17 protein-coding genes are annotated in these 18,865 nt (G+C 27.9%); 9 read left to right on the forward strand and 8 right to left on the reverse strand.

Features of this window, described 5'->3' with window-relative positions:
- Positions 1 to 37: 37 nt before the first annotated feature.
- Positions 38 to 1,225, reverse strand: coding sequence for an MFS transporter (locus tag J3U20_RS00905; RefSeq protein ID WP_160543248.1), 1,188 nt, complete (start codon positions 1,223 to 1,225; stop codon positions 38 to 40).
- 187 nt (positions 1,226 to 1,412) lie between these two features.
- Between J3U20_RS00905 and J3U20_RS00910 the strand changes: the two genes are divergently transcribed.
- Both J3U20_RS00910 and mtaB read left to right on the forward strand, forming a co-directional pair.
- Positions 1,413 to 2,147, forward strand: a complete 735-nt coding sequence (locus J3U20_RS00910) for a carbonic anhydrase (protein WP_160543249.1) — start codon at positions 1,413 to 1,415, stop codon at positions 2,145 to 2,147.
- Between the two features lie 131 nt (positions 2,148 to 2,278).
- Positions 2,279 to 3,613, forward strand: coding sequence for a tRNA (N(6)-L-threonylcarbamoyladenosine(37)-C(2))-methylthiotransferase MtaB (gene mtaB / locus J3U20_RS00915; protein WP_160543250.1), 1,335 nt, complete (start codon positions 2,279 to 2,281; stop codon positions 3,611 to 3,613).
- A gap of 66 nt (positions 3,614 to 3,679) precedes the next feature.
- On the opposite strand, the gene serB is transcribed toward mtaB, so the two are convergent.
- Both serB and folP read right to left on the reverse strand, forming a co-directional pair.
- On the reverse strand, positions 3,680 to 4,912 hold the full coding sequence (serB, locus tag J3U20_RS00920) for a phosphoserine phosphatase SerB (RefSeq protein ID WP_160543251.1): 1,233 nt from the start codon (positions 4,910 to 4,912) through the stop codon (positions 3,680 to 3,682).
- Positions 4,913 to 4,944: 32 nt separating this feature from the next.
- Positions 4,945 to 5,766, reverse strand: a complete 822-nt coding sequence (gene folP, locus J3U20_RS00925) for a dihydropteroate synthase (protein ID WP_160543252.1) — start codon at positions 5,764 to 5,766, stop codon at positions 4,945 to 4,947.
- A 489-nt stretch (positions 5,767 to 6,255) separates the two neighbouring features.
- Here folP and J3U20_RS00930 point away from each other — a divergent pair, with 489 nt between their 5' ends.
- The 5 genes from J3U20_RS00930 to gyrB all read left to right on the forward strand — a co-directional run bounded on the left by J3U20_RS00930 (position 6,256) and on the right by gyrB (position 11,838).
- Complete coding sequence (locus J3U20_RS00930) at positions 6,256 to 7,293, forward strand: acyltransferase (protein WP_160543253.1); 1,038 nt, start codon at positions 6,256 to 6,258, stop codon at positions 7,291 to 7,293.
- A gap of 25 nt (positions 7,294 to 7,318) precedes the next feature.
- The gene (locus J3U20_RS00935; RefSeq protein WP_160543254.1) at positions 7,319 to 7,861 is read left to right on the forward strand and encodes a DUF1599 domain-containing protein; all 543 of its coding nucleotides are present in this window, start codon (positions 7,319 to 7,321) and stop codon (positions 7,859 to 7,861) included.
- A 10-nt stretch (positions 7,862 to 7,871) separates the two neighbouring features.
- Complete coding sequence (locus J3U20_RS00940) at positions 7,872 to 8,966, forward strand: BT_3928 family protein (RefSeq protein ID WP_160543255.1); 1,095 nt, start codon at positions 7,872 to 7,874, stop codon at positions 8,964 to 8,966.
- A gap of 17 nt (positions 8,967 to 8,983) precedes the next feature.
- Positions 8,984 to 9,742: a triose-phosphate isomerase gene (gene tpiA, locus J3U20_RS00945; protein ID WP_160543256.1), complete on the forward strand. Its 759-nt coding sequence runs from the start codon at positions 8,984 to 8,986 to the stop codon at positions 9,740 to 9,742.
- Positions 9,743 to 9,900: 158 nt separating this feature from the next.
- Entirely contained in the window at positions 9,901 to 11,838 is a 1,938-nt protein-coding gene (gene gyrB, locus J3U20_RS00950) for a DNA topoisomerase (ATP-hydrolyzing) subunit B (RefSeq protein WP_160543257.1), read from the forward strand.
- Positions 11,839 to 11,912: 74 nt separating this feature from the next.
- Here gyrB and J3U20_RS00955 read toward each other — a convergent pair whose 3' ends face one another.
- The 3 genes from J3U20_RS00955 to J3U20_RS00965 form a co-directional block, all read right to left on the reverse strand.
- The gene (locus J3U20_RS00955) at positions 11,913 to 12,446 is read right to left on the reverse strand and encodes a GNAT family N-acetyltransferase (protein ID WP_160543258.1); all 534 of its coding nucleotides are present in this window, start codon (positions 12,444 to 12,446) and stop codon (positions 11,913 to 11,915) included.
- Between the two features lie 87 nt (positions 12,447 to 12,533).
- Positions 12,534 to 13,421 carry a hypothetical protein gene (locus J3U20_RS00960; protein ID WP_160543259.1) on the reverse strand — a complete coding sequence of 296 codons (888 nt, stop codon included), beginning with the start codon at positions 13,419 to 13,421 and terminating at the stop codon, positions 12,534 to 12,536.
- On the reverse strand, positions 13,418 to 14,098 hold the full coding sequence (locus tag J3U20_RS00965) for a TrmH family RNA methyltransferase (RefSeq protein WP_160543260.1): 681 nt from the start codon (positions 14,096 to 14,098) through the stop codon (positions 13,418 to 13,420). The genes J3U20_RS00960 and J3U20_RS00965 overlap by 4 nt, the downstream gene beginning before the upstream one ends.
- Before the next feature lie 67 nt (positions 14,099 to 14,165).
- On the opposite strand from J3U20_RS00965, the gene J3U20_RS00970 reads away from it, so the two are divergent.
- Positions 14,166 to 15,188: an asparaginase gene (locus tag J3U20_RS00970; protein WP_185149859.1), complete on the forward strand. Its 1,023-nt coding sequence runs from the start codon at positions 14,166 to 14,168 to the stop codon at positions 15,186 to 15,188.
- A 284-nt stretch (positions 15,189 to 15,472) separates the two neighbouring features.
- On the opposite strand, the gene J3U20_RS00975 is transcribed toward J3U20_RS00970, so the two are convergent.
- Positions 15,473 to 16,111, reverse strand: coding sequence for a porin family protein (locus J3U20_RS00975; protein ID WP_160543261.1), 639 nt, complete (start codon positions 16,109 to 16,111; stop codon positions 15,473 to 15,475).
- Between the two features lie 1,462 nt (positions 16,112 to 17,573).
- On the opposite strand from J3U20_RS00975, the gene J3U20_RS00980 reads away from it, so the two are divergent.
- Positions 17,574 to 18,173 carry a DUF4468 domain-containing protein gene (locus tag J3U20_RS00980; protein WP_160543262.1) on the forward strand — a complete coding sequence of 200 codons (600 nt, stop codon included), beginning with the start codon at positions 17,574 to 17,576 and terminating at the stop codon, positions 18,171 to 18,173.
- Between the two features lie 281 nt (positions 18,174 to 18,454).
- On the opposite strand, the gene J3U20_RS00985 is transcribed toward J3U20_RS00980, so the two are convergent.
- On the reverse strand, positions 18,455 to 18,601 hold the full coding sequence (locus J3U20_RS00985) for a hypothetical protein (protein WP_160543263.1): 147 nt from the start codon (positions 18,599 to 18,601) through the stop codon (positions 18,455 to 18,457).
- Between the last annotated feature and the right edge of the window lie 264 nt (positions 18,602 to 18,865).

Consider the following 18,865-nt stretch of genomic DNA (forward strand, 5'->3'; position numbering starts at 1 on the left):
ATTTATGAGCATTGTTTTTTTTGGAAAACTACTTATTTTAATCTTTAAAAACTTTTAAATTAGAAGAAAGTATAAAAATACAAATTCCAAAAATACCTATTAAAGCAAAGGAAAATCTAAGATTAAGAGCTTCGGATATGTAACCTATAACCGGAGGACCTAATAAAAAACCTATAAATCCTATGCTGGAAACTATAGTCAATGCCATGCCGGTTGGAATTTTAGTTTTCTGTCCTGATAAACTGTAAATAGTGGGTATTATGCTGGATACTCCTAAACCGATAATCATAAAAGACAAAGTGGTAATAATCAGATTAGGAAAAGCAACAGAAATAAATAAGCCCAATGATATCAGTATACCACTTAGTTGAACTATACGTTTTCTTCCCCATTTTTGTATGGCATGATCAGCAATAAATCGACCGCTTGCCATCATAATCATAAACGAGGTAAAACCTAAAGGAGCCCAATTTTTGGAAGCTTTAACGATTTCTTCAAAATATATCCCACTCCAATCAAACATGGCACCTTCGGAAGCCATACCACAAAAAGCAGTAATTCCCAAAAGAAATAAAAATTTTTCAGGTTTTTGCTTCTCTTTTGAACTTTTTGTTTCTGAATTTTTATCAGAAATATTTTTTGCGTCTATTTGTAGATATTTGAAATTAAACAAAATAAGTACCCCTACTGTAAAAAGAATAAACAGATAATGTTGAAAAGGCGATAATCCTAAGTTTACCATTACTAAACCTATTAAAGAACCGGTAAATCCGGCTATGCTCCAGCCTCCATGAAAAGAAGACATGATGGATTTTTTGTATAGATTTTCAACAAGTATTCCTTGAGTATTAACGGAAATATTACAAAAATTACCAAAAAAGCCAAACAAAATTAAAGTAAGAATTAACATTAATTCGGTTTGTGAACATCCTATTAATAATAAACTTAAGGCATAGCAAGGCAGAGAAGCTATCAATATTTTTTTACTTCCCATTTTAGATATTAAAAATCCCGATAGGGTCATCCCTAAAATTTGACCAACCGGCAGCATTAATAAAATAGTTCCCCAGGAAGCATCCCCTAATTTCAAAAAGTTTTTAATATCGGGAATCCTGCTGGCCCAGCTGGAAAAACAGATTCCTTGTGAAAAGTAAAAAGCAAATACCCCCAAACGGATTCTTTTGGGCGATAGATTGTTAGGCTTCGAATCAATAGCGTTAGTCATGAATAAAATTTTGTTTTTTTTGAAAATTAGCTGCAAATTTAATTCGCAAGTTTGTAAAATCATAAAATATTATGTAAAGCTCTTAAATGAGGACATTTTGTTTTAAATTAAACTAATTAACAAAAATTTAACATTTATATTGTTTCATGGTTCTATAATTTTGTGCTAAATTATAATAGATAAAACAATGAAAAAAGTATTTTTATTTTTAAGTATACTTGCTGCAAGTATGAGCTATTCTCAAAATCATCATTGGGGATATGAAGGAGAATCTTCTCCGGAACATTGGGGAGAATTGGAAGAAGGAAAACAATGCGGTACAGGTAAATTTCAATCGCCAATTAACATTTCAAAATCTAACTATAAAAAAGATTTATCGCCTATACAATTTAATTACGGATCCGGAGAAATCGAGGATATCGAAGACAATGGGCATTCTCTTCAATTTGATTTTAAATCGGGAAGCACCATTACGTACAACAAAAAAGTTTATACCTTAGTTCAATTCCACGCTCATGAAGAATCTGAACATACCATTGATAGAGTGAGATACCCGTTGGAATTACATTTTGTTCATAAAGCAGAAGATGGTTCAGTATTGGTAATTGGTGTTATGGTAAAAGAGGGCAATTTAAATTCTTATTTTGAAAAACTCGAAATTTTTAAAACATTGAAAGGGTTAGGAAAAATTAATACGGTTATAAAATTCAATCCTGAAAATTTATATCCAAAAGATAAATCCTATTACACTTATTTAGGATCTTTGACTACCCCTCCTTGTGCAGAAAATGTAACTTGGATCGTATTTAAAAATCCAATAACTATGAGCGAAGAAGAAATTGATGAAATAAAATATCATTTACCAAAATCAAATAACAGACCTCTTCAACCTTTAAACGGTAGAAAAATATTTAATAATTAAAAAAATATAGTCATATCTTAAATTCCCTGATTATACTTTTAATAATCAGGGAATTTTAATAAAATCATAAAAATTATTTAATACTAATTATATTAATTTCAGTAAATAAATTAAATACGTAATTTTGCACTATGCTAAACGAAATCAGGAAATCCGTAGCTTTTCATACCATAGGATGTAAATTAAATTTTGCTGAAACTTCTACAATTGCCCGACAATTAATAGAGGAAGGATTTGTAAAGGTATCTTTTGAAGAAATAGCAGATGTTTATATTATCAACACTTGTTCGGTAACCGATAATGCCGATAAAGAGTGTAAAACTATCGTTAAAAGAGCATTACATCTAAATCCTGATGCTCTGATTTGTATTATTGGTTGTTATGCTCAATTAAAACCGCATGAAATCAGTAAGATTGACGGGGTAGATTTAGTTTTGGGTGCCAAAGAAAAGTTTAATATCCACAAGTATATTATGGATCTTAAAAAAGATTCTGAAGTAAAAGTTCATTCTTGTGAGGTTGATCAAGCTGATTTTTTTGTAGGTTCCTATTCAATTGGAGACAGAACACGTGCTTTTTTAAAAGTACAGGATGGTTGTGATTATAAATGTACGTATTGTACTATTCCTTTAGCAAGAGGAATTTCACGTTCTGCAGAGCTTGAAACCATTATTAAACAAGCCGAAGAAATTTCTGAGAAAGGAATAAAAGAAATTGTACTTACAGGCGTGAATATTGGCGATTATGGAAAAGGTGAGTTTGGAAATAAAAAACATCAACATACTTTTTTAGAATTAATACAGAATTTAGATAGGGTAGAAGCCATAGAGCGCATACGAATATCTTCCATTGAACCAAATTTGCTTAAGGATGAGATTATTGATTATGTTGCTGATTCGAAAATTTTCGTTCCTCATTTCCATATTCCATTACAATCCGGATGCGATGATTTGTTGAAGAAAATGAAAAGAAGATATCTGACTCATTTATACAGCGATAGAATCCATAAGATACATTCTGTAATCAAAGATGCTTGCATAGGAGTTGATGTAATTGTAGGTTTTCCAGGAGAAACAGAAGAAAAGTTCTTAGAAACGTATAATTTTTTACAAAATTTGCCGATTAGTTATTTACATGTTTTCACTTATTCGGAGAGGGATAATACAGAAGCTGTTCATATGGAAGACAGGGTACCATTTTCTGAGCGCAAAAAAAGGAATAAAATGTTAAAAATCCTTTCTGAAAAAAAACGCCATGCATTTTATGAATCTCAATTAGGCAAAGTTAAAACGGTTCTTTGGGAGCATGAGAACAAAAATGGGATGATGTACGGATATACTGAAAATTACGTACGCGTTAGTCAACCTTATAATCCTAAACTTATTAACCAATTAGAAGAAGTTTACCTGGATAAACTTGATTCTTTTGGAAATGTGCTGGTAAGATCTACCATTGCAGCTTACTAATTTAAGTATTAAAATTAGTACACATAAACCGTCGGTTTACGTTTAATTTAACTTTACAATCAAATGTTAAGAAATAGACGTCATTTCAATATCTTCGGAAGAATCTTTATATCCTAAGAAATATAAAATTCCATCTAATCCGATGGTAGATAAGGAATGATTCGCATTTTGTTTGACCGTTGGCTTCGCATGAAATGCAATTCCGAGTCCGGCTATGGATAACATAGGTAAATCATTTGCTCCATCGCCAACCGCAACAGTTTGTTGTATATCTATATTTTCAAAAGTTGAAATTAATTTTAAATATTCTGCTTTCTTTTTGCCATCCACAATATCTCCAATGTAATTACCTGTTAACTTTCCATCAATAATTTCCAATTTATTTGCAAATACATAATCAAATCCGAATTTATCTTTGAGATAGTCTCCGAAATAGGTAAATCCTCCGGATATAATTGCTGTTTTAAATCCACTTTTCTTAAGAACTCCCATTAATCGTTCAAGTCCTTCAGTAATAGGTAAATTTTCTGCTATTTCTTTTAAAACGTTTTCATTCAAGCCTTTTAATAACTTTATTCTTCTTTTAAAGCTCTCGGAAAAATCTATTTCTCCATTCATGGCAGACTCAGTGATGGCTCTAACTTCATTTCCAACCCCTGCTTTTTCCGCAAGTTCATCGATAACTTCAGTTTGAATTAAGGTTGAATCCATATCGAAGCAGATCAAGCGTCTCATTCTTCGGTACCTGTTTTCTTCCTGTAAGGCAATATCAATATTTAAATCAGATGATAAGGATAAGAATTTATTTTGTATTTCTTTTAGGTTAGATAAATTACCTCTTACAGCAAATTCAAAGCAGGTTCGATCAATATTTCGATCCAAAGGTATGCGTTGTGTTAAACGTATGATCCGTTCGATATTAAGTTTAAAATCCAATAAAACTTTAGAAACTTCAGAAATTTGGTTAGCACTAATTTCTTTACCTAAAATATTTATTATGTATCTGTTTTTACCCTGAACTTTAACCCAATTGCTGTATTCTTCTTTGGTTAAAGCTGAAAATCTAACATTAATTTCTAATGAATTGGCTTTAAATAAAATTTCTTTTAAAATATTTCCGGAACTTCCGTTTTCAGACATGAAAATAATAGCTAAGGATAAAGAATGATGTATATTGGCTTGACCAATATCAAGTATTTTTGCATTATATTTTCCTAAGATATGAGTGATTGCTGTTGTTATTCCCGGTTTATCAACTCCTGATATGCTGACTAAAATTATTTCTGATGAATTTTTCATGTGAAAATTAATTTTTTTAAATCATTTAATTATTAATTTAACATTTTCCACAGTTTAATCATTTGTTTTGCTTCTTTCACATCATGAACACGCAAAATCTGAGCACCTTTTTGTAAGGCGTACAAATTTAATGCGGACGTACCTACCAATGCATCTTCAGCAGAAGTTTCTAAACATTTATAAATCATACTCTTTCTGGAAATTCCTATATATAAAGGAAGATTAAATATTTTGAATTTATCTATATTTTTCAGCAAATCGTAATTTTGTTGTAAAGTCTTACTGAATCCAAATCCCGGATCTAATAAAATATCATTGACTCCAAATTTTCGTAATTCACTAATTTTTTTAGAAAAGTAATAATTAATATCGGTGATTAGATTTTCATAATCTGTATAATTTCCCATAGTTTGAGGAGTTCCTCTCATATGCATTAAAACATAAGGAACGTTGAGTTTTCCCATAGTTTCAAACATTTTATTATCCAAAGTACCTCCCGAAATATCATTTATCATTCCCACTCCTTCATTGACACTTTCAATGGCAACTTTAGACCAAAAGGTATCGATCGATAATTTCACCCGAGGAAATTCTTTTTTAATAGCTTTAATTACAGGAATTACTATGCTTAGTTCTGTTTCATCAGATAAAAATTCGGAATCCGGACGAGTTGATTGTCCACCAATATCTATGATATCTGCGCCTTCATCTATTAATTTTTCTGTTTGTTTTAAAGCTTTATCAATAGTGGAATACCTACCACCATCAAAGAAAGAATCTGGAGTAACGTTTAGTATTCCTGCTACTTTTGGTTCATTACAATCGACTAAATCACCATTAATATTAATTGTCATATATCGTATTTGAAGCTGTAAATTTAAAAAAATAAATAAAGTTTAAAGTAAATATAGTTACACAGTTTAATAGCATCCGGTTTTATATTAATGAAATTTAGTTGAAAATTATATTTTCAGAAATGTTTAAAAATTGTTTAAAATAATAATTGTACAGAATTAACTTCCTACTATTCTTTGTTTTTATATTATTTATATTTTTATATTTCAAAATTTATATAATATAGAATTTTTTATCATACATATAATTTTGTTGATGAAAAATGATTTTTATAACAATTCAATGAGTGTAATAAATTATATTGTAACAATTTATTGAATTGATAGACCAATAGATTTCCAAGATTTAATCTTAAAATAAAGAGAAAGAATGTATCTAAATTTTACCTGTCATGTAACTAATATTATAGTCAATTAATAAACATCTATGAATAAAAAGATATAGTAAGTAAAATTAATTTATTTTTGCGCTCTTAAAACTAGGATTAAATGAAAAAATCTGTGAATAAAAATAATATCATATGGATTGATAATCTTAGGGCTGTTTCGGCTATAGGAATTATTTTATTGCATGTGGCTGCCAGAATGAGCCATCATTATGGAAGTGTTCCTAATAAAAGCTGGTGGATATCAAACTTTTATATTAATATAGCCCGATTTGGTGTACCGGTTTTTGTTATGATGACCGGTTTATTATCTTTGGGGAAACAATACACTTTTAAACATTTTACCAAAAAATTATCGAGAATATTAATACCGTTTTTATTTTGGAGTTTAATATATATTTTCTTTAAAATACTAGGTATTCATTATAAAGATCATGTGGATCTGGGATTTAGATTTGTTATTGATTATACCTATCTAGAATTGGTTTCGGGAGCGAGTTATCATATGTGGTATATTTACATGATTATAAGAATTTATCTATTATATCCCATAATTAATCAATGGATTTTAGATAGTAATCCAAGACAACAATTATATTTTATAGTCGTTTGTTTTATAATATTTTTAATTTTCTACACTTTTTTTAGTACGGTTTATTTAGTTAACTATATAAAATTATATTCCGAATTCTTGGGATATTTAGTATTAGGATATTATTTAGTAAGAAGAAAATATGAATATAATGTTAAATATTATGTTTATGTATGTTCAACTATTTACTTATTGTCCTATTTAGGAATTTGCTTTGATACCTATTTAACGTCAAAAATGAACAATTTTTATATAGAGCAATATAAGCCCTGGGATTTATTTCAAGCTATTTCTGTTTTTCTACTTTTCTTTTTAGTCCCGATTTTCAATAAAAAAAGTAAAATATTATCATTTATTAGTGAATACAGTTACGGGATATATTTAATACATGTATTAGTTATGGCCTTAGTTGAACAATTCGGACTAAGCGCTTATTCTTTTAATCCTTTATTTTCTATTCCAATTACTACCTTATGCACTTTACTAATTTCTATTATCATATTATATACTTTAGATAAGATACCTTTAGGAAAATATATAGTTAAATAGTACATTTGTAGGTATTAATGGAATAATGGAAAAAACAACAGAACAATTTGATTCAGTAATTTCGGTTTGTAAGGAATTATTTATAAAAAAAATGATTGATTACGGATCGGCTTGGAGAATATTACGATTGCCTTCCTTAACAGATCAGATATATATCAAAGCCAATCGAATTAGAACTATTCAGGAAAAAGGAAATCAAAAAATTTCAGAGGGAATCGACGAAGAATTTTTAGCGATAGTTAATTATTCTATTATGGCATTGATTCAATTGGAAAAAGGAATTGCAGAAAATCCTGATTTAAATTTAGAAGAGGCTGTACAGCTTTACGATGAAAAGGTTAGTCAGGCTAAAAACTTAATGATGCGTAAGAACCATGACTATGGTGAGGCTTGGAGAGATCTGAGAATAAGTTCAATTACAGATTTAATTTTGCAAAAATTATTGCGTATAAAACAAATTGAAAACAATGAAGGCAAAACATTAGTTTCCGAAGGTTTAGACGCCAATTATTTTGATATTCTAAATTATTCTGTATTTGCTTTAATTCTTCATCAGGAAATTAATTAATTGTTGTTACATGAAATTTTTAACTCAATTTTTTAGAATACTTGTTGGAGTAGTTTTCATAATTTCCGGTTATGTTAAAACTATTGATCCCATTGGATTTTCATATAAATTGGAAGAATATTTTGGAGAAAGTGTGTTTAATATGCCGAGCTTACATCATTTAGCACTTCCGTTGTCTATTTTTTTTGTGGTTTTTGAAGTCATGTTGGGTGTATTTCTTTTATTGGGAGTTTGGAAAAAATTTACACTTTCTTCTTTAGTTTTATTAATAATTTTCTTTTCATTTTTAACTTTTTATTCTGCATATTTCCACAAAGTAACTGATTGCGGTTGTTTTGGAGATGCGCTTAAATTAACGCCGTGGACTTCATTTGGAAAAGATATTGTCCTTTTGGTAATGATTTTAATCTTAGTTTTCGGTTCAAAATATATCCGTTCTGTATTTTCTGTAAAAATTAATTGTATAATCATAAGTGTTTCTTTTGCTATCTGCTTATGGACTGTTTATCAAGGGATTGCCCATTTACCCATCATTGATTTTAGACCTTATGCTGTGGGAAAAAATCTTAAAGAAGGTATGAATGACGGTGAACCGGAGCAAAATATAATTATATATACACTCAAGAATACATCCAATAATGAGATTAAAAAAATGAATTCCGAGGAATATATCAGTTCCGGAATTTGGAAAGACACCCTAACGTGGAAGATCAACGATACTTCGGTTAAAATTTTAAAAGAGGCAAAATTACCTTCTGTTCATGATTTTACAGTAGAATGTTTAGGAAATGATATAACGCAAGATATTTTAGATCAAGAAAAAATAGTAATAATTACTGTGCCATTTGCAAAAAAACTAAGTATAATTGAACGAGCTAAATTGAGAAAAACCACTTTTCAATTTAAGGAGAAAAAACTTAATTTTGTTATTTTAACGAATGATCCACAATATTTGAATCCTTTATCTTCATGCATTACAGATCAAACAACATTAAAAACAATTAATAGAAGCAATCCCGGAATATTAATATTAAAAAGAGGAATAGTTGTTGCCAAATACAATGGTAATGATTTTCCAACCGTGAATGAAATAGAAAAATTATAAACTTAATAAACATACATATGAGAAAAAAAATTGTAGCCGGAAATTGGAAAATGAATAAAACATTGCCTGAAGCTAAAGCTTTATTAGCAGAAATTGACTCATTTATTCAATCTAATTCACCTAAATGTGAAGTTATTGTAGGAATACCATTTATATATTTAGAAAATGCTAAAGCAAATCATAAAAATGTACAAGTTTTTTCTGAAGATATTTCCGAACACAAATCGGGAGCATATACAGGAGAAATTTCCGCAGAAATGCTTACCTCTATTCAGGTAGACGGTTCAATCATTGGTCATTCTGAAAGAAGACAATATCATAAAGAAACAGACGAACAAATAGGAGCTAAAGTTAAAATAGCTTTAGATAATGGTTTAACCCCTATTTTTTGTAATGGAGAATTATTAGAAGAAAGAAAAGCAGGTAAACATTTTGAAGTAGTTAAAAGACAAACCGAAATTGCTTTGTTTAACTTATCAGCTGAAGAAATCGTTAAAGTAGTAATTGCCTATGAACCGGTTTGGGCTATTGGTACCGGCGAAACAGCTACCCCGGAACAAGCGCAAGATATACACGCATATATCCGTTCATTAATTGCTGATAAATATGGAAAAGAAGTAGCTGATTCAGTATCTATTCTATATGGAGGAAGTGTGAAACCGGATAATGCTAAAGAAATTTTCTCAAAACCGGATGTTGACGGTGGATTAATAGGCGGGGCTTCTTTAAATGTTAAAGACTTTGGATCATTAATCAATACATACAAAGAAATTTAATTACATTATAAAATTAGATTTAGAAAAAACAGATTCATTTATTCGAATCTGTTTTTTTATTTGGTTTTATAGAGTATGAAATACCTTAAATACTAGTAAATATCAATATTTTTACGTATATTTGTAAGCATTTCTTGAAATAAATTAACGATTAAAAAATGAGTGAACAAAAATATACTGCAGATAGTATTCAAGCGCTTGAAGGAATTGAACATGTACGTATGCGTCCATCCATGTATATTGGGGATGTGGGAGTTAGAGGATTACATCATTTAGTATATGAGGTAGTTGACAATTCCATTGATGAGGCTTTAGCCGGGTATTGCGATACTATTAATGTAAGTATAGGAAAAGATAATTCTATAACGGTAAAAGATAACGGTCGAGGTATTCCTGTAGATACCAATAAACAGACGGGATTGTCTGCCTTAGAATTGGTTATGACAAAAATTGGAGCAGGAGGGAAATTTGATAAAGATTCATATAAAGTTTCCGGTGGATTGCATGGAGTGGGAGTGTCCTGTGTCAATGCATTATCTACTGAATTGATTGCTACCGTTAACAGAGACGGTAAACAATACCAGCAAAAATACTCTAAAGGGGTTGCATTAACTTCTGTTGAAATTGTTGGGGTTTCCACCCATACAGGAACTACAGTAACATTTATTCCCGACAGTTCAATTTTTACTGAAACTATTTATAATTACGATACATTAGCCACTCGTCTTCGTGAACTTTCATTTTTGAACAAAGGAATTACTATTACTTTATCAGATGAACGTGAAGTAGATGAAGAAGGCAACATTAGATCGGAAGAATTTTATTCTGAAAGAGGATTAGAAGAATTTGTCGAATTCATAGATGAGAACAGAGAACCCTTAATGGATGAAATCATCCATATGGAGGGAGAGATTGATGAAATACCGGTTGAAGTTGCTATGAGATATAATACTTCGTATACGGAAAATATTCATTCGTATGTAAATAATATTAATACCCATGAAGGGGGAACGCATTTAACCGGGTTTAGAAGGGCGTTAACAAGAACCTTAAAAAAATATGCCGATGAAAATATTAATTTGGCAAAAGAAAAGGTTGAAATTACCGGTGACGATTTTCGTGAAGGTTTGACTGCTGTTGTTTCAGTTAAAGTCATGGAACCTCAGTTTGAAGGACAAACTAAAACTAAATTAGGTAATTCGGAAGTTAGTTCTGCTGTAGATAAAATAGTTGCCGAAATGTTAACTAATTATCTGGAAGAACATCCTAATGAAGCAAAACAAATTGTTCAAAAAGTTCTTCTTGCAGCAAAAGCGCGACAAGCGGCTAAAAAAGCAAGAGAACTTGTACAAAGAAAATCTCCGTTAGGAGGAAGCGGTTTGCCGGGAAAATTAGCTGATTGTTCTTCACGTAAAGCAGAGGAAAGTGAGTTATTCCTAGTCGAAGGAGATTCAGCAGGGGGAACAGCCAAACAAGGTAGAGACAGAAACTTCCAAGCCATCCTTCCATTGAGAGGTAAAATACTTAATGTAGAAAAAGCTGTTAGCTATAAAGTATTTGAAAGTGATGAAATAAAAAATATTTATACCGCTTTAGGGGTATCTGTTGGTACAGAAGAAGATTCCAAAGAATTAAACCTTTCTAAGCTGAGATATCATAAAGTGGTAATTATGACCGATGCGGATGTAGACGGTTCTCACATTACAACTTTAATATTAACCTTTTTCTTCCGTTACATGAAAGAAATGATTGAAAAAGGATATATTTATATTGCAACCCCTCCTTTATATTTATTGAAAAAAGGAAATAAAGAATATTATGCCTGGGATGATAAACATAGAGAGGAAATAGCTTCACAATTAGGTAATGCTCAAGGTAAAGGTTTTACCGTTCAAAGGTATAAAGGTTTAGGAGAAATGAATGCTGAACAGCTTTGGGATACGACTATGAATCCTGAAAAAAGAACGTTGAGACAAGTTACTATCAATAATGCATCAGAGGCAGATCGTATATTCTCCATGTTAATGGGAGATGATGTGCCGCCACGTAGAGAATTTATTGAAAAAAATGCTGTTTATGCAAATATTGATGCTTAAAATATTTTAACATTTATATATAATAAAAAAGCCTATTTTTATTAAATAGGCTTTTTTTATTGATAAGATTTAATTTAAACTTGATACACTTCAGAATGAATTAACTTTATAACATTTATTTCTTCTTTATCTAGTTGTATTTCACGAAGAGACATTAATTTCATTGGGTAACTTTTGCCATCCTGATGATAGGATGGTTGTTTATATTCAATTTCATTCCATAATTTGAAACCTAAACGTTCATAAAAATTAATTCGACGTATATCCCAATGTGAAGTTGGAGGTTCCACTTCAAGTACAATAGGTTGTGAAATTTTTTCTATGAATAGTTGCATAATCTTACTTCCATATCCTTTTTGTCTGTAAACAGAAGAAATCGCAAAATGTTCAATAAATGTAAAAGTATTTAATTTCCAGTAAGTAATGAAACCGATTCTTTCGTTGTCTTTTATACATAATAATATTTTAAATTTATCTTTATAATCTTCATAAAGTTTAAACATTTGATCCGTAGGCCTCCTTTCTTCAACAGGAAAAGATTTTATATAATTATTTTCGACAAATGTAATTTCATTTTGATCTAAAAGATTTAATTTTTCAAGTTTCATATTAATTTATGGAATTTTATTTAAAATTGAGAATAAACACTTTTATTAAAAAATTGAATATAATTTATTTCAAAACGATCAAATTTATTAATGATTATCAAAATAATCTGAAGAATGATAATCTTTTTCTTGATCAGTTGTATTTAAATTTTCATTGTTATCAGTACTAATGGTAGCAGAATTATTATAATTAGTATTCGGTTCACTTTCAGTTGAAATATTATTTTCACTCTGACCTTCAGTATAAACTTTACCTTCTAGAGTGTCTAATTTGTTTTGGAAACCTTGAATGACCAATGTTTGAGAATTTAATTCTTGATCAATGTCTTTATTACGGTTTTTTAAAGTTTGTAACTCCGCTTCATTTAAAATTATCCTTTCTTTAATTTTAGTTAGATTATCTTGTTCTTTGTCAGAAATTTTGGAGTTGGCTTTTAAGTCAATTTTATTGTAATCGTCACGAATAATTTTTTCTAAATATAAAATTCTATCGGAATTACGAACTTTTTCTTTAGTAAGCTTTATGGTAAAACTTTTCGCATTCGTTAAATCATCAATTGCACAAGATTTTTGAATGTCTAACTTAAAATCTTCAAGAATTGGGATTGCTAATTCTTTTTCAGTAGTATTTGAATTGATGAAAGTATTGGATAAATTATGAAAAGAAGTGAATATCGTCATACTTTTATCATCATTATATTCATATGCAAAATTTCCTAACCAGCTTTCACCATTTGGTGAAAATTTAATATCCGAACCATAGACTTTATTAACAATTCCACCTTTCACTTTACCTCCTTGTTTTTTAATAAAATTCTTCCAAGTATTTACTAGGACATCCTTATTACAAATTGGTAATGTAAAACTTAAGGATTCCATAATCTTGTTTTTTTCCGTATATGAAGATTCTTCAATAGTTTGAGAATGTGCAAAAGCACAGATAAAACTTAAAAGTATAATAGGTGTTTTATTCATTGTTTTAAAGATTTAATATAATGAGCTGCAATTTCCTCACCTGAACTTACCGATTTTATAGCCCATTTTATTTTTAAATTAAGTTTTTGAATTTCAGTTAACTGCCAATTTAAATGACTATCTTCCAATTTCTTTCTCATTTCATAAAAACATATTCCGGCTGCTACAGAAACATTAAGACTTTCTGTAAAACCTATCATTGGAATTTTAACACACGCATCAGCATAATTTAAAGTTTCTTCATTTATACCTTTAAATTCAGTACCAAAAATTAAAGCTGTTGGCTGAGTTAGTTGAAAATCATAAATATCTATAGCATTTTTTTCAGGAGAAACTGCTACCAGTTGATATCCGTTTTCTTTAATCTCTTTTAAAGATTCCAGATTTGAAGATTTATAAGAGATATCAATCCATTTATCGGCTCCTCTTGCTACGGTACTTTCCGGCTTAAATTCATTTCTGTTTTCCAGGGCAATCAATGATTGAAAACCAAAAGCTTCCATACTTCTAACTATGGCACCGGCATTACGATATTGATACAGATCTTCAAGTATGGGAAGTACATAATTTGATCTGTAATTAACTAAATTTTCTATTTTTTCAAATTTTTCTTTTGATATAAAATCTGTTAAATAGTTATATAAATCCAAATTATTCAAAAATTCTTTTGAAATCATGTTTCAAAAATAACAAATTAAGCTGTTAATATTTTCATAAATTGCAATTTAAAACCGAGAAATATAGATGAAACGTAAGATTTTATTAATTTATACAGGAGGAACTATAGGAATGATCAAAGAGTATAGTACCGGAACACTAAAACCTTTTGATTTTAATGCGCTATTAAAGCATATACCCGAGATAGAACTAATTGATGTAGATATAGATATCAACGTATTTGAAAAACCTATTGATTCTTCAGACATAGATATTAATGATTGGATTAAATTAGGTAATATACTTGAAAATTCTTATTTCAAATATGACGGATTTGTAATATTGCACGGTACGGATACGATGTCATATACTGCTTCTATGATGAGTTTTATGTTACAAGGATTGAAAAAACCTGTAGTATTTACGGGATCTCAATTGCCAATTGGTGAATTGCGAACAGATGCCAAAGAAAATTTGATAACTTCAATTTATTACGCTTCTTTATATGAGAATGATAAGCCAGTTATCAACGAAGTGTGTATTTATTTTGAATATAAATTATATAGAGCAAACAGAACAACCAAATTCTCAGCAGAACATTTTGATGCTTATATTTCACCCAATTATCCTAAATTAGGAGAGTCCGGCGTTAATCTTGGAGTTTTTAAAGAATATCTTTTAAAACCTGGTCATACAGATTTTAAGGTAAATAAAAATCTTGCTAATAAAATTGATATATTCACATTTTTTCCTGGAAAATATAAGTATTTATTAGATCGAATGGTTTCAGACAATGATCTAGAAGGGATTATCTTAAGAACCTTCGGTTCGGGAAATATTCCTTCCGACAAAGAAACCTTAAGAGCCTTACATAAAGCCAAGGAATTAGGAAAAGAAATTATAGTTATTACACAGTGTGTAAGAGGAAATGTAAATTTTGGAAAATATCATAATAGCCTCATATTTAAAGATTTAGGAGTAATATGTGGTTATGATATAACAGTAGAAGCTGCCACAACTAAGCTAATGCATTTACTCGGACAAAATTTAAAAGGTAAAATACTCAAAAAACAGTTTGAGGAAAATTTATCCGGTGAAATATCTAATTAAAATTAACTAATTTCAACCATTATTTTAGTCTTTAAAATAATTAAAATTGCTTGTAAACTAGGCTTATATATTTATTTCTTATAATTTACTTTTATTATAGTATATAAATATAACTTTATATACAAAATTATAAATATAAATAAATAAAATTATTTTACAACAGTATCACAAGTAAGCATTATTAAATATACTTATGATAATATATTAATAAAATAAATACTTTTTTAAATTAATCATTAACTAATATAAAATGATTAAATAATAATAGAAATAGTGTGTTTATATTAGAAAAAGTAAAAATAAGAAACTCCTAAATTAGATGTATTATGAGATTTAAACCATTTTCCATGCTTTGAATACACTTTATTGTTATCATATATATTATTTAACCCCCAATTATATCTGATACCTATTTCATGTTTACGAGCAAAGCTAATTCCACCTCCTAATCCTGCTGAAATATCAAATTTTGAAGCTCCTCCATACCATTTTTTGTCTCGGTGTTTATTTTTTTCATGAATTAAATAACCAACCTGTGGACCGGCTTCTATAAATAATTCATGTGTTTCTTTTCCTCTACAGCAAGGAGGGAATATAAAATCTCCAAAATAGAACTTAACCATTAACGGAATGTTGATATAAGTCTGATAAAATTTAACATTAATATCTTTACCATCTTTTTCTCCTTGTTCAGAATAAACTATTTCCGGTTTGAAAAACCAACTATCGTTGAAGTCATTAAAAGGAATTTGTGCAAACAAACCTACAGCAGGTGCAAAAATACGCGTTTCAGAGTGTCTATGCACATTTCTGATATTTGTAAATTGCAAGCTCCCTTTTACACCAAATTGAACTTGCGATTTTAATGTAGAAAAACTTAAAAATAAAATTACTACATAAAAAATTTGTAAATTTTTAATCATTTTATGAAATATAACTTGTAAATATTTTAAAGATATTAATAAACTTTTATAAAAAATTTAACATTTGCGCAAATATAATCATTATTTTAAAATATAAAAATGAAAATAATCTTAGAAAATATCATTAAATAAATATAAAATATATGTAATAATTAAAGATTATTTATTAGTATTTTATATCATTTATTTATAATAAAATAATAAAAAATATTTATAAATAACTTTTTAAATTTAATTTATTTCTTAATATTTAATTCATATGCGCTTAAAATAATTATTTTTTAAATCTAATATGTAAATTCTTATAGAAGTATTAAGCTTCCCATAACTTACATAAAATATTTTTTTAATTTATAAAATAATATTTAACAGTATAAAATTATAAAAAAAAAAATTATTATAAAAAGCTTTTACAACAATTTTTTTAATTATGAGAAGTATATTTTATTATTTTTAAATTATTATCATAAAAATAATTAAATAATATAATATTTAGTTAAAAATTTAAAACTATTATATTTAAATTAGTTATTAAAAATTTATATTAAATAATAATATTTAATTTTTTGAATTAAATTTAATTAAAAAAAAAATCTAAATACGATTAGTTTTATATTTTATGTTTATAAATAGATGTTTATTTATAAATGTGTTTATTAATATAAAAATAAATGTTTTTTATTGTTTATATTTATAATATTAAAAATTAAGTAAGGGGAATATTGATTTTAAAAAAAATAATAGTATTTTTGCGTAAAATTAACACTAATAAACACCTTATGAAATTTAGAAGAATTATTTCCGCTCTTAATTTAGAAAATTCCTTATTGTTTATTGCTTTAACTTTATTTTATTGTTTTGCTAAAATGTTAAAAATAGCAACTTCTTAAAAATATATTATATTTACCATAATATATAGATATTATCTTGAATTTTAGTTGAATATAGTTTTTAAATATATATATGGCTAAAACTTTAAAGTGATTATAAAAATTTTAAGCTTAAAAAAATAAAGGGAATATGATATCATATTCCTTTTTTTATATGATTTTCAAAATTTAAATTAATTAAAATTTAAAATTATTACTAATGAATGCTTAAAATTTAAAAAATATATTAAATTTTTTGATATCGTAATAGATGATGAAGTTTTATTTAGGCTTTTTTTGTTAAGAACTTATTTTATTTATAAAAAAAATTTGTTACCAATGTAAAAAGTGTAGCAAAAATAATCTCAGAATATGGCGCAGGCAAAAATTACCTCATTTTAAAGTCGTAAGAAGTGGTTAAAATTTAATCAAATAATATTTCATTTATATATTTTGGTAAGATTTAAATCCAAATCGCTATTATATAAATCTCTTTAATTTTATTTTCAAATAAGTAATATTTGTAAAAATAATATTTTTATTAGAGATAAAATAAAGTAAATTTTATATATTTGAATTCAAAATTGATTAGTATGAAAAAGATATTTTTAGTTTTATTTATTTTAATTTATACAGTTTCTTTTGGACAGAGCGCAAAAGAAATGCTTAAAGAAATACAAGGTAAATGGAGTTTAGACGATAATAATAATGTTACCGTTGTTAGAATCATTGAAGTGCCAAATATGAGCAAAAATGAAATCTACCAAAGGGCATTAAATTATTTTACATATAATTATGTAAACGGATCATCAGCAATTCAGACCCAAGATAAAGAGGCTGGAGTAATCGTTGGCAAAAGCCTTTATAACAATGTACATAAGGGTATCAATATCTTCACGATGAACGTTAATGCAACGTATATATTGAGAATTGATGCTAAAGAAGGTAAAGCTAGAGCTATGGTAACACTTTTACAATATGAAAAAAAAATAGTTAGTAGAAATTCCGCACCAAATTATACAACAACCAATATTGCCCAAGAATATCCAATAAATCCTAATGGTGCGAATAAAACAATTATGGCTAAAGCGTTTTATAAAACATTCAAAAAAGCCAATGCAACATTAGAAAACTTAGAAAAAACTATTAAAGAAGGTTCTACATCAAAAGATATAGAAAATTCTGATTGGTAAATTTTTAATTTTGTGACACATCATAACCATCAAAAATTTAATCCGTTGAATTATCAGCGGATTTTTTTTACTATTTGTACAATGTAAAATTTGTATTTCTTATATTTAATATAATTATTATTATGTCCTTGTTGAAGAGGATTTACGGAAATACCTTTACCTATTTCTCATTCAAATTTTACGCTACCGTCGGCGGCATAACTGATTTCCGCAATTGATAAAAAATTTGTTTTATCTTTAAATTCTCTTATGGTTGCTTTAATGGGGATTCTTACAGAATTTTACAAAATCCAACTATCTAAATAGTTTGTTTCTTCTTTCTCTTTATTTAAAAATAATTCTAATATTGCTTGAAATTTTTTTGTGTCCGGATCTCTTGTCATACATCTGAAAATGAGTTGTAAATCGTCATTAGTTTGGTCTCTCATAATATCTCCTTACTTTTAATTAGTAATAATGTAGCTTTTGTTTTTATATTTATTGATGAAGGGTATTGTCTGGCTATAAAACCGTTGCCATATATTTCTAGGTGTTTAGTTTTATTTTCCATTGTTTCATCAATTTATTTAAGTATTAAAATAATATTAATTTCTAAAAATTTATTTTTAGGATTACCTATGAAAGTAATGGGTTTACTATTGCTGCTGTCTTTAAAGAAAGGCATAAAAAATAAAATATTACTGTTGGTATCG

Source organism: Apibacter sp. B3919 (genome assembly GCF_026537405.1).
Taxonomy (GTDB): Bacteria; Bacteroidota; Bacteroidia; order Flavobacteriales; family Weeksellaceae; genus Apibacter.